At 42.1% G+C, this 12,530-nt stretch carries 11 protein-coding genes; 3 read left to right on the top strand and 8 right to left on the bottom strand.

Annotated features, from left to right (window positions below):
- The first annotated feature begins 116 nt into the window (after positions 1–116).
- Positions 117–842, top strand: a complete 726-nt coding sequence (locus tag C400_RS0108705; protein WP_016820470.1) for an AzlC family ABC transporter permease — start codon at positions 117–119, stop codon at positions 840–842.
- Positions 839–1,168, top strand: coding sequence for an AzlD domain-containing protein (locus C400_RS0108700; protein WP_017426680.1), 330 nt, complete (start codon positions 839–841; stop codon positions 1,166–1,168). Before C400_RS0108705 ends, C400_RS0108700 begins: the two co-directional genes overlap by 4 nt.
- A gap of 38 nt (positions 1,169–1,206) precedes the next feature.
- Here C400_RS0108700 and C400_RS0108695 read toward each other — a convergent pair whose 3' ends face one another.
- The 5 genes from C400_RS0108695 to C400_RS0108675 all read right to left on the bottom strand — a co-directional run bounded on the left by C400_RS0108695 (position 1,207) and on the right by C400_RS0108675 (position 8,545).
- Positions 1,207–3,108 (bottom strand): ABC transporter ATP-binding protein, encoded by a 1,902-nt coding sequence (locus tag C400_RS0108695; RefSeq protein ID WP_017426679.1) that lies wholly within the window; start codon positions 3,106–3,108, stop codon positions 1,207–1,209.
- Positions 3,095–6,349 carry a lantibiotic dehydratase gene (locus C400_RS0108690; protein ID WP_017426678.1) on the bottom strand — a complete coding sequence of 1,085 codons (3,255 nt, stop codon included), beginning with the start codon at positions 6,347–6,349 and terminating at the stop codon, positions 3,095–3,097. The genes C400_RS0108695 and C400_RS0108690 overlap by 14 nt, the downstream gene beginning before the upstream one ends.
- Positions 6,324–7,001, bottom strand: coding sequence for a winged helix-turn-helix domain-containing protein (locus C400_RS0108685; RefSeq protein ID WP_016820474.1), 678 nt, complete (start codon positions 6,999–7,001; stop codon positions 6,324–6,326). The genes C400_RS0108690 and C400_RS0108685 overlap by 26 nt, the downstream gene beginning before the upstream one ends.
- A 50-nt stretch (positions 7,002–7,051) precedes the next feature.
- Entirely contained in the window at positions 7,052–8,317 is a 1,266-nt protein-coding gene (locus C400_RS0108680; protein WP_016820475.1) for a lanthionine synthetase C family protein, read from the bottom strand.
- 75 nt (positions 8,318–8,392) lie between these two features.
- Positions 8,393–8,545, bottom strand: a complete 153-nt coding sequence (locus C400_RS0108675; protein WP_016820476.1) for an FDLD family class I lanthipeptide — start codon at positions 8,543–8,545, stop codon at positions 8,393–8,395.
- Between the two features lie 197 nt (positions 8,546–8,742).
- On the opposite strand from C400_RS0108675, the gene C400_RS0108670 reads away from it, so the two are divergent.
- Positions 8,743–10,104 carry a lanthionine synthetase C family protein gene (locus C400_RS0108670; protein WP_017426677.1) on the top strand — a complete coding sequence of 454 codons (1,362 nt, stop codon included), beginning with the start codon at positions 8,743–8,745 and terminating at the stop codon, positions 10,102–10,104.
- Here C400_RS0108670 and C400_RS0108665 read toward each other — a convergent pair whose 3' ends face one another.
- From C400_RS0108665 to C400_RS0108655, 3 genes are read right to left on the bottom strand one after another with little or no spacing between them, the layout of a single operon-like run.
- Positions 10,105–10,839, bottom strand: a complete 735-nt coding sequence (locus C400_RS0108665) for an ABC transporter permease (protein WP_016820478.1) — start codon at positions 10,837–10,839, stop codon at positions 10,105–10,107.
- A 13-nt stretch (positions 10,840–10,852) separates the two neighbouring features.
- Positions 10,853–11,560, bottom strand: coding sequence for an ABC transporter permease (locus C400_RS0108660; RefSeq protein WP_017426676.1), 708 nt, complete (start codon positions 11,558–11,560; stop codon positions 10,853–10,855).
- Entirely contained in the window at positions 11,557–12,480 is a 924-nt protein-coding gene (locus C400_RS0108655) for an ABC transporter ATP-binding protein (protein ID WP_017426675.1), read from the bottom strand. The genes C400_RS0108660 and C400_RS0108655 overlap by 4 nt, the downstream gene beginning before the upstream one ends.
- Positions 12,481–12,530 lie beyond the last annotated feature (50 nt).

Raw genomic sequence — 12,530 nt, 5'->3', positions numbered from 1 at the left:
ACTACTTGTTCGCTATAGGGATTATTCAATATAACATACAATTGTATAATATATTGATACTTCGCAATTTCCGTTATATACTATTATAAAATTTATACACTGGGGGTAAGGTTAACATGTCCATAGCTTCGGAATTGAGCGGAACGAAGCCCGATTCACTGAGCGTTTTACAAGGGGTTAAAGATTGTATTCCTACACTGCTTGGTTATGTATGTATTGGATTCGCAGCTGGCATTGTGGGCGCTTCATCAGGGGTTAGCACCATGGAAATTGGTCTGATGTCAGCGCTTGTATACGCAGGCGCCTCCCAGTTTATTATGTGCTCGATGCTGGCGGCAGCCAGTCCTCCGTCTGTCATTATTTTAACGACATTTATTGTGAATGCTCGCCATCTGCTTTTAAGTGCGTCATTGGCTCCTTACTTTTCTAAATACTCACTGTGGAAAAACATAGGCATCGGTATCCTTTTGACGGATGAATCCTTTGGGGTAGCGTCGGATAAATTGGCTAAAGGCGGGCAGGTCAGTGACCGCTGGATGAACGGACTTAATATTACAGCTTATCTCGCTTGGATTGCTTCCTGTGTGGCTGGTGGAGTGCTAGGGAATTGGATTTCCCAGCCGGAAGCTTTTGGTCTAGACTTTGCCTTACCTGCAATGTTTCTGGCCCTACTCATTTCCCAGCTCCAAAGTGTCCAGACCTCCAAACTCAAGCATCGCCTGCTGCTTGTGCTATGTATGGCCGTTCTAATGTACCTTTTGTCCTGGTGGGTGCCATCACATATCGCAGTCATTGTAGCGACCATGATCACCGCAACGATTGGAGTGTTAACTGACAAATGAGTATTAGTCCCAATGTCCTGTATATCATTATCGGCGGTATGATTGTCACGGCAATTCCGAGAATCATCCCCTTCGTCGTGCTGCAAAAACTGACGTTGCCCAAACCTGTGTTACAGTGGCTGTCCTACATCCCCATTTGCATCTTCACGGCACTGGTCATGGAAAATCTGCTCGTACGAACTGAAACCTCGGTCACTCTTAATGGGCAAGTGCTTATAGCGGTCCTTCCTACGCTGGTGACCGCTTTGTGGAGCAAAAATTTGCTGGCTACTGTGGTTGTGGGTATTGTGAGTATGGCTGTAGTTCGAGTTTTGTGGTTGGGATAGAAAATCCCCTCCTAAAATAGGAGGGGATTTGTCCTTTCTTACGATCCGCCTGTCGCCTTTACCAACGGAGGTGACAGCATCTCTTGCTCAAGTTCACTTTCTCCTTGTGAAAGATACGAAGATGCTTGTAGCCTGAACATTTCAGCGTATACTCCGTCCATATCCATTAAGTGTTTATGACTGCCCGCTTCCACAATTCTGCCCTCCTTCATTAAAATAATGGTATCCGCCATACGTGCGGAGGACAATCTGTGTGAAATAAATACTCCTATTCTCTCGTGAACAAGTTGATCAAATTTTTGAAAAACTTCCTTCTCTGCGTGTGGGTCTAAAAAAGAACTCGGCTCATCCAACACATAGATATCAGCATTTCTCATAAAAGCCCTAGCTATTGCTATGCGCTGCCACTGCCCTCCAGATAGCTGTTGTCCATCTTCAAACCATTTTCCAAGCAGAGTGTTCAGTTTTTCTGGCAGACCAGCTATCAAATCTACAATGCCTGCCTTATCAATAGCTGTCCAAATGGCCTCATCATTTTCTCTGGCAGCCACATGACCAAAGCCTATATTATCCCTAACAGACATCTCATAATGTACAAAGTCCTGAAAAACGACGCCTATCTTTCCCCTAAAGCTGTCTTTATCCAATTCGTGTATTGAGTGTCCATTAATTAAGATTTCTCCTTCAAAATCAGAATACAGATGAGTGAGTAACTTCACAATTGTTGATTTACCCGATCCATTTCTCCCTACAATGGCTAGCTTCTCTCCTTGATGAAGAGTAAAGCTAACATTAGAGATGGCATTCTCCTCCGTGTTAGGATATCTAAACGATACATTTCGAAATTCAATACTGTGTATAGCGGACAAAGGCAAGTGTTGAACTGACTTTTGCATTTTCGTTTCCTCCGGCATATCCAGAAAGTCAAAAAGCTGCTTAATATACAAGTTATTTTGACACAGACTTAAAATACCTTGTACAATGCTCTGCGACGTTGACTGGGTTAACGTGATACCTTGAATTAAGCTCACCAGGTTCCCCACTAAAATTTGACCAACATAAGTGGCTTGTATGGCCATGAAAATAATAAATGCGCATGCACCCTGATTCACAATCTGAAATGCAAGAGAAGTATAGGATCTACGAACCGCCAGCACTTTATCCTCACGATAAAACCCTTCGAGTATTGTTTTATACCTTTTTCGCAGATAATCTCCCAGTTGAAATATTTTCACTTCTTTAAAACTATTATCTCTCGTCACCAAAAAAGACAAGTACCAGGATTCGCGTTGTCTTCCTGCTCTTTGAAAGTGAACATTAAATTCTCTTTGCCCAATGCGTAAAAAGGAATAGAATGACAAACATGGAATGAGAAAAATGAATAAAAACGCCCACCATCTCCACGCAATAAGAATAGCACCCGTCGAAAATAAGGTTACCACACTGCTCATAATGGCGAGGATCTGAGTAAATATTTCAAATGGTCTGTAATCTGCTTCTCCCTGAGCACGTTGAAGCATATTTTGCACATCTGCATCCTCAAACGACTGCAAAGACATCTTTTGTGCTTTTTCAATAATTCTGATATTTACCTGGTTTGATAGCCGGCTTTGAAACATTTTACGAAAAAAGCTTTCCCCAATATTGATCAGATCGTACAGCAAATTGACACCTATTAGAACACCAAAAGCTATAAAAACAGGCTGAAAGCTTCCTCCTGACGCTCCTGCCACAACACTATTAATTAATTCCCTCGTTGCTAAAAGGATCACAGCAGGAACGGCACCCTTCAACAAATTTGTAATAAGTATAGCGATCAAAAAAGTAGGGTGTGTGTCCCAAAGCAGCCTGAATATACGAGGCCAAAATAAAAAGGTACGAAATATATTTTGGTAGGACAAGGAAACCAGGTCATTGGTTTGTCCTTTAGACTGTGACATGGCGCACTCCTTTCCGATGCAACAGGTTGGCCGCTGTATGCTTTGCCAAAGCCATACATTTCATTTCCCGTTCCCGATTTACACCCAGCAGACGATTCAGGTGCATATGAATGATACTGCCTAAAATATCATTAGCATGGTTCGTAAGCTCATGATTGTTTTCAGCCAGGGTTATCGCTTGAGCATACTGTTGAATCATGGCCTGTCTTTTTTCTACAAGTGCCAACAAAGCGACCTGTGTAGCCGTATCCGCTTGTCTAATCCATTCATATTCCGATTCTACAGCGGTAATCAATGCTTTTTTAATATCCCTGAACGCCTTCATATAAGGCTTGCTGTCAATTCTACCTTCTAGCCAGTCCACTTGCTCCTGAATCGTTAAACCAAAGCTGCTTAAATAGTGAATAATGTTAATCACAGCTGCAATCTCTATGTCCAGATTGAAAGCTTTGGAACGAATTCCTGCCATATAGGCGATAACCCATCGGCTATCCACGTCAAAAACCTGTTCTGCCAGGTCCATAAGTGTCTGCCCTCCATACCTCTCCAACTCAGGAAGGTATGTATCCAGTACCATATGTGTGATAAGTCCCTCTTCACGCAGCTCACCTGCCCACTGATTTAATTGCGCCAAGCCAGCACTCCATAGTTGACCTGGCTCTCCTTGAAACCGCAGACGAATATGATGCTCAGGATCAACGTACCGCAAAAAATAAGATTTTTTACTCCAATCCTCAAATTCCGGGTTATTTCGGAGTTGATCCAAGCTTAAGGAAATAAGATCCGTTTCCCTTTCCTTGACTCCATACAATTTAAGGTACAGCCATTCACCTCCTGGAAGGAACCCTCTATGAATGCCCGAAGGGGTATAAGCCATGAATTTTTGAGAATCCATCTTGTGGGGTAAACTTGGAATACTCGGCTTCCCCTTTATTTTTTTCTTCTTGAGCGGAAACACAAATTCCCCCATATATCTTCCAGCGGTCCCATGTAGCGGGGTATGGAATGGATCGCCCAAACACTCGGTAAGAAGCAGTTCCTGTCCTTCCCTCATCTTGCTCATCTCACGAAGCAATTCTTTGATATGGAAGAGATTGCACAGGTCCAATAACAGTCGGTTATCTCCCATCGTTAAATAAACATAGCGTGGCACATTCCACTGTTCTCTCCAAGTATGAAAAAGCTCCTCCCTTGCTTGAGGCTCAGTTAAATCTGAAATATTCAATGCAGCCTTGCCAAGCCTCCACTGCGCAGCACTAATAACAATTTTTCCATATACAAGTCTTGGCAAAAAAGGAGACTGCTCTAGTGGCCCCCAGTCAAAGTATGACCATGTGCCAAGCTCTTTGTTGGTGATATCGGTCAAGAATCTGAATACATGCGGTGAAAGCTTGTAATTAAGCATATGGGTTTGCAGGGGGATGATTTCTTTACCCAAACGCCTGGACTTGACATAGAAACGGTCGTGAGTTGCACCTATCAATAAATCATCCATGTGTAGTGTCTGCTCCTCATCTTTAGAAGAGGTCGTTCCGGACACGATTTCATATTCCATAAAATTTTTGCTCAGTGATATATTCGATATTTTTCCCTGGTCAGGCATAAAAACCATCTCTGCCAACAAGGCGTCGGGATGAAAGCATCGGTGATGATCATAAATATCAGAGAATTTCTGAACATACTCTTCACTAAACATATCCAGAAAACGTCCAAAAGTTTTACCTGCCCGATTAGAACCGGCGCTGGGCCCAAGTAAAAGCTTATAGTCTCCTGAATCAACTTTTTCAGGTGATTCGGCAAATATACTGTAGTATACCTCCATAGATTCCGGGGAAGTGTCATCATTATCGGATATCGTCAGCTGCTCCAACTGCTCATCTGAAAGAACGATTTCTATGTCATGGTTGGCAATGGCATTCGAAAGCCATTGAAAGAGAACTGCGTTGCGTTTAAATGCTTCCATGCCCATTGATTTTTTCTCATTGGTACGATACGTCTTTGGTATACCAAGTCCCCAATCCTCATCAAACAGTTCATTGATAGGGACCTCCTGGTACACTCCGTACTTTTCCAAAAAACGATTTAAATATTCGTCCAGTTCATCCATTTTTGGGGATGAAAACAACCTGCACATGACTTCAGCTCCTAATGCAACATCATCGAGCACATGTCTCGGCAGCGTTACTTCTTGAGCTAATTTGACATCGACCTGTACAGGCGTTTTTACAGCAATGATATCTAGCATTTTTCCACATAGTTCCCGGTAGGCCTTCTCTCCTTCTCCAATCATGCACTGATTGTATTGTCGTAATAAAATATCAATTTCGTGTAAAATGTCAGTCCAATAATCAGACATGTCCATTTTTTTAATTTTTTCAAATATGTAATGAAAAGGTGAGTGATCCATCAGTGGAGGTCTAAGCTCGCTCAAAATAAACTCTTGCTCTACAAGCTGCTGCAAAAAATGAGCGATGATTTCCGTAGTAGCGTCAGGAAATGCCTTCAATAGTAATTCTTTAAGCTCCATCACCTGAATCGGATGCTCAGCAGCTTCAAACGTCAGGCGAACGACGTCCGTAAGCCGAATGGAACTAAACATTTCGGCCGAATCATCGGTTTCTGCCGCTCCATGCTTAGGCCGAAATGGTAATTTGGCGCGATCGCCCTTGATCATAACCGTTCGGTTTAAAAAAACCTTTAATTGATCAAATATGACTGGGTCAGACTCCATTTTTCGGATAATCTTATATATCCATTCCATGTCAGGTCTAGCTCTCTTCAGATGTTGATGATAGGTACCTATGTCCAAATGGGTAGTATCCTTACAAATCCCTTGCCCCACCCCTGAAAATAATCCAAATGGAGTCGTTCGAGTAGTCATCCGAATAAAATAACGATAAAAACTATTTAGCGTCTTCTCATACTTTTGTAACTCTCCTTTATCTTCCAAAGCATCGTCATCGTTCAAGTAGTGTAGAAACTGCATAAGGGACGGAGAGGCCAATGAAATAGCTTCTCGAATAACAGCTTCACGGGACACAAGCTTTAGTCGACGAGTGATTTCCTCCAAAGAAAGATGGCTATCTACATCTTGATCCGAAAACACCTCAAAATATTGCTCTAACGGTAGTAATGGGGCTCTGATTAGAAAATAATCACATGCGCTGAACCATCGTTCATTCTTATCTCTCGGTTCTCTATGTAGGTTATGAGCATCAGTGTAATGCAGTTGTCTCTTCACAACTGGCCACCTCCAAGTTTTTAGGAAATATATTCAACCTGTAACCGATTCCATGGCATGTTACCAGTATTTTCGGATGACTTGGATCATCTTCTATTTTCTCTCTCAATTTTCGGATATGCACATACACCGTATTAGATGTAGTAAAAGCATCAACTCCCCATACTCTGTCTATAATGTGATCAATCGTGGATGCACACTCTTTCGCTGTAAGGAGATACATCAATAATCGAAATTCCATCATCGTCAGCATATGCTCATGTCCTTGCTTCCAAATAACCTTACCAGCAGGATCAAAAATGACATTGGGTGATAAACTAATTGCCTCCTGATCTCTTTCCAGACCATATTCAGATGAAGCCATGGAAAGCAGTTGTTTGAGGAGATCCAATTGCCGTTTGTCATCACAATGATAGGATAGGAAGATAAATGGGACTGTAAATTTCTCTTTAATGGTGTGCCAGTGAGATAAATCCTCTAGCGTTACATGATCCTGATTCAAAGCTACACCGATGCACTGCTCATCAATATCCGGTAGAGCCTGGTAAAGCGAATCATAAAACATAATTTGAATGTTTTCTGGAGTGCTTAAAGTCTCAAAAAAATGCTTAATCTTCTTAAAGGATGATATAACCATAAATTTTTGTTTCATCTAATCCTCCCCAAAAACACGGCTTCAGATAAGCAGTTAAGACAGAGCTTTTACGAAATTAGAAACAATTCACTCCATCTCCCTGAATATTTAGGTTGTTCCTTCCCTACTCCATAGTCCAACAAGCTTAATGCAATTCCTGTTGCCCCTTGCAGTATTCCTATATTATGAACATGAGTTGTCCCCTCCAAGTCCTGATAACCAAATGGGAGCTCTTCATCGTATAGATTCATCAACTTTAATGCTATTTGGTCGGCAAAGCCTAATGCAGCTTGATTACCAGTGAAGTAATAGAATCTATGAGCCATATGAAGCAAACCCGCCAATCCATGACAGAAAGTGGGGGATAGCGCGTTTAAAAGCTCATCATCCAAGCAAAATACGGATTTCATAGCTTGTTCAGCTATCTTTGTCCATTCTTCATTGCTACACTCCATTCCTGCTCTGAATAAAGTCCATGCTATCCCACAGGTTCCATGGCACCAGCCTTCAATTTCTCTCATTCCTTCTTTGTTATCTGTCTTGTTCATTGAAGTCGCTTGAGAGCTTACAGGCCAATACAAACCATATTGATCCTCCTGAATTTGAATAAGCAAAAAATCGGCTATATATTCTATAGCCTCATGTAATCCTTTAACTCTAATCTTTTTTTGTAGGGCAGTGACAAGTAGTGCAAGGATTCCGGTGATGCCATGCGCCATTCCTAGATGAATCGAAGTCGAACTTCCCCTTGATACCGAATGTATATATTCAGGTATAAAGTGCGTTATAGTATCTAATAGTTGATGGGTCAGATTGCACATCTTCTCGTCGTCTTCAGGAATCTCTAATGTGTATCTGCCCACTCCGAGCAGGCCGTGGATAACGTCCATCTGCTTGCTGAACTCTGTAATTGTATTTATAACGGGTGACTTTACCCATTGAGTACGAATATAATCATTTATTTGATTTAACAGTTGCTGATAATTAGCTCTGTTATTTGAGGCAAGCAATATTCCATATGCTACACCTGTAGAACCATAGTACAGAGATATATCGGGTAGTAATATTAAAGAATTGCGATGTAAATACAACAACTGTGTATGCACATGTTCTGCCCAATTCTGATCAGGTTTCAGATAACCCCACTCGGCCAACAGCACGAATACACCTGGAACTCCATCAGCAAGCCAGCCGGGATTCCAAGGGGCCGTCCCACGCGAAGGTGAAAGGTTGTTTCTATGATGAACTATTTTTTCTGTATATGATAGGTCTATCAGTTTTTGTGTAATATTTTTGCTGATCTCAACTGACCTTTCCTGCAAATCTCCAACCATAATTCCTCCCCCTATTTTATAACCGGGAAAAGACACGGTTATAAAACCGTGCCTTTTGTACCTTGTTTCTCGTTATTAACACGTTTTGCAGAAAGAAAGACTAACTTGGCAATTCAAAGTACCTGTTGCACATGAAGGAGTACAGATAAGACCGCTAGCTGGTTGAACCTCTTTAGGAGCAACCTCATTTTTGGCAACTTGCAAGTCCAGATCAAATTGATTTTTCATTTTGCTACCTCCTTTTATTTTTTACAATTTTATTATAATTTATATAATCTTAACTAGACTTTATAAAACTCTTACATCCATCTTAAATTTAGTGAATGCAATTAAGATAATCCCTCGTTACTTTTTAGAATTTTTAAGGACAACTCGCCAGCTTTGAGCAACAATATAATGAAGGAAAAAATGAAAGGGGCATTCGTATGAAAACGGACCATTTTGTTATGGAAGCATGCGAGCAATTACAGGCAAAAGACTTCAGTACAACAATCGCCTTGCGCCTGAGTAACCCTGAATCGGTCTACAAAGCAGTCCACGCAGAGCAAAATATTTCACCCGAAACAAAATATCACCCATGGGGAGATACTTCGCTTTCACACGGTTATCCGGGTAATATTTTTTTACTATCTCAATGTCGTGCTTCAGATTCCACGTATGATTGGAATCAGGCAATCTACTTGAATATGAAGCACATTCAAGCTTCACTTGCTAAAAAAGGTCTGAATGATGTCTCACTTTACAGCGGCTGGACCGGCATCGCTTCTTCTGTGAGAGAAGCCTCCAATCATGGCGAATACTACAGCCATTTTTTACAGCAAATACATGAATGGATGATTCCTCTGACAGAACAATGGCTGCAATTGAATACAGCACAATTAGCTCTGCACGAAGGGATGCCCATGCAATCCTTTGATACGATTTCAGGAGCCTCCGGGATTGGGAGATATATTGTGATGAACTCAACCGATCCTAGTTGTGCTCCTCTTGTCGAGCCTATTCTTCAATTTTTAACCGATCTCACATATCCTATAAAAATTCACAACCGCTATGTTCCAGGCTGGTACTCTCCGCAAAAGTTCCAATTTTTGGATCGTGATAAAAGCAATTATGCTATGGGTAATTTCAATTGCGGAATGGCACACGGCATTCCCGGACCACTGGCCTTACTATCTGTAGCTTACAGTTCTGGAATTGAAGTAAAAGGCCAATATCAAGCGATTGAAACGATTACGGAATGGCTGCTTAAGTATAAAAATGAGGATACATACGGCTACTACTGGCCTCATATTGTTCCTTTTGAAGCTGAAACAGCCTCTTTACAGTTAGATTTAAAACGAGCAAGAGAAGCCTGGTGTTACGGTACTCCCGGCGTTGCCTGTTCCTTATATCTTGCCGGGAAGGCTCTTCATGATGAAGAACTGCAAAAAATGGCTGTGAAGGCCTGTATCGGTGCCATTACCTATGAGGTTACTAAGCAGGAAATGGACTCCTCTGCATTGTGTCATGGTCTTGCCGGGTTACTTACGATCTCCTGGCGAATGTGGTGTCACAGTAAGGAACCAGCGTTTATCCCGCTTATTCAACACTTAACCAGTCAGCTGATAGATCGCTTTCAAGCCGATAGCCCACTTGGATATCTGGACCCCGAGCCAAGGGCAGACAGCTCTTTGGCCTGGCTGACAAAAGCAGGCCTGCTTGAAGGCGTCGCCGGGATTGCTTCTGCTTTATTAAGTGTTTCTGAGAACAAAGAGATGCCCTGGGATTACATGCTCATGCTATCCTAGCTACAGCCAATCCCTATTCACAAACATCTTTCTTCCAGCAAATAGATAGGCTAAAAACGTAAAAAGTACAATCAAACCAAGACTATAAGGCTCAACTCTAGGAGCATAGCTCGCTGTTTGCGGCAACATGATATAATAAGGAATCGTAAAAGGAAACCATGCGCCTATGGAAGAGTGAAAGCCTGTCATAACAATATTAGGCACCACACAGCAAATAGCCATTCCTAGTGAAGCTCCAAAATTGCGAATTTTCACCGAGAGCATAAGCTGGAGGGCTGCCAATGGTAGAATCCCGAACCACCCTCCCCATCCGGTAGAAAGGACGAGCAACCAAGGGATTTTTCCTGGAGCACCTGCTATATACCCACCTACAAAATATCCTACTATGAATGTAAGCTGATCAAGAAACAGGATGAGAATGAGCAATATATATTTTGCATAATAGATTCGCTGACGGGGATATGGACTGCTCAATAAAATCTTCCATCCCCCGTCTCGATGTTCGTATGCGCACAAAAGAGAAGCGATAATTCCACAATAAAGCGGATAAAAAAACATCGAGTGAAATTGCGCCGCATAGGTGTATAGCATTAACCAGCTAGGCTCATAAAATTGCTTCAAATCGTTCAGTTCCAGGACTCCCATTAAAGAATTGATAACCGCATCTAATATAATGAGAATCCATACCATGACCCATTGAAGCTTCATCGCTTCCACGCGTAAAATGGATCCCATACTACTCCTCCTCCTATTTGAATTCATGCTTTCTAAACTGTAGAGTACCGAGTCCTGTGAAGATGACCCCTGCACATAAAGCAATGATCACCCATATTACGTATCCCTTAATTAGAGGACTTGATAGAGCCGGATACGACCAAGGTAATAATTTAATCCAAAGAATACTGGTTCGTGCCAAAAACAAGCTGGCAATAGAACCAAATATGCCAAATGCTAACGGGAATGCCTGATTAGTAAAAAGCGTAGACAACCAAAGTTGAATTGCAAGTACAGGCAGAGTAGCCAAGCTGGCGTTAATCGGCTGCAGCAGCATAACTCGCCAAGGAATGGGCTCGTTTGTATACAGCACCCAGATGAGACTCATCCCTGCTATCGTAATCAAGGCAGTACCAAACTGCAGAATCACAATCCATAACATTTTGGATAAGTAGATGTAGCTTCTGGGAACCGGCATGGCCATAAGCTGCTTCCATGTTTGGGTATCATGCTCTGTACCCGCCATAATACTTGCTAGAAGTGTACCGCCAAGCAGCATCACGAACGAGATGAACATAAACATAACCGCAAAACCAGCATAGACTCCTCCCGGCCCCTGACGAAAGTAGAGATACCATTCCATGACAGTCATCCCTGTAAGGACACAGCCCTGTATTAGAGGAAGCCACCAGCATATTTTTTTCAGCTTATATCCTTCCGCCTTGATAACTTGGAGTATCATAAACTTCGCTCCTTACCCGTCAGCTCCAGGAATATTTCCTCCAATGTTTTTTTCTTCTCCCTTACCCGATAGACGGGGTGATTGTGCTCTACCAACACTTTGATCATCTCCGATGATTGTTGCCGATCCACAATAGGAGTTATGACCTCTTTTTGCTCCATGGATTCAGCTCCGGCAATCCATCCATGCTGCATCAGGGCTCCAGCAGCCTGAACAGGATTTTGGGTTTCAATGAATAATTGAGGCTTGCTTTTGTCTGTAAGTTCTTTCATCGTTCCCTGGAATATCATTTCTCCTTGATTAATAATCCCTACATAGGTTGCGATCTGTTCGATTTCACTTAGTAGATGGCTCGAAACCAATACCGTCATTCCGTAAGCATCAGGCAGGCTCATAATTAACTCCCGAATTTCCTGGATACCAGACGGGTCCAAACCATTCGTCGGTTCATCAAGAATCAACAATTTGGGATCAGCAATCAACGCCATGGCAATTCCTAGCCTTTGCCTCATCCCCAAGGAGTATCCTTTTACCGGTCGATACGCATCTTTGCTTAATCTCACCAAATCCAGCACTTTATGAATTTTTCGGGTCGGCAGCCCACGCATTGTTGTAACGATTTCCAAATTTCGATATGCAGACAAATGGGCATAATAGGCAGGTGATTCAACCAGAGAACCTACATCCTTTAATATTTCCATGCGATGATCCTTGAGCTTTTTCCCAAAAATCTCAATCTCCCCGGATGTGGATTTAATCAGCCCGAGTAGCATACGAATCGTGGTCGTTTTTCCCGCCCCGTTTGGTCCCAAAAATCCGTAAATTTGCTTCTCAGGTACCTGGAGATTTATTTGTTTGACAAATTCTCGTTTTCCAAAACGCCTGGTTAGCTGCTGTGTATGTATTACATATTCAGACATTTCCTGATCTCCTCTCGACTTTTAATGCTGAAGTTTTAGTTACATACAGT

Source organism: Paenibacillus sp. ICGEB2008 (assembly GCF_000307675.1).
Taxonomy (GTDB): Bacteria; Bacillota; Bacilli; order Paenibacillales; family Paenibacillaceae; genus Paenibacillus; species Paenibacillus polymyxa.
This window is presented reverse-complemented; position numbering and strand designations above follow the sequence as displayed.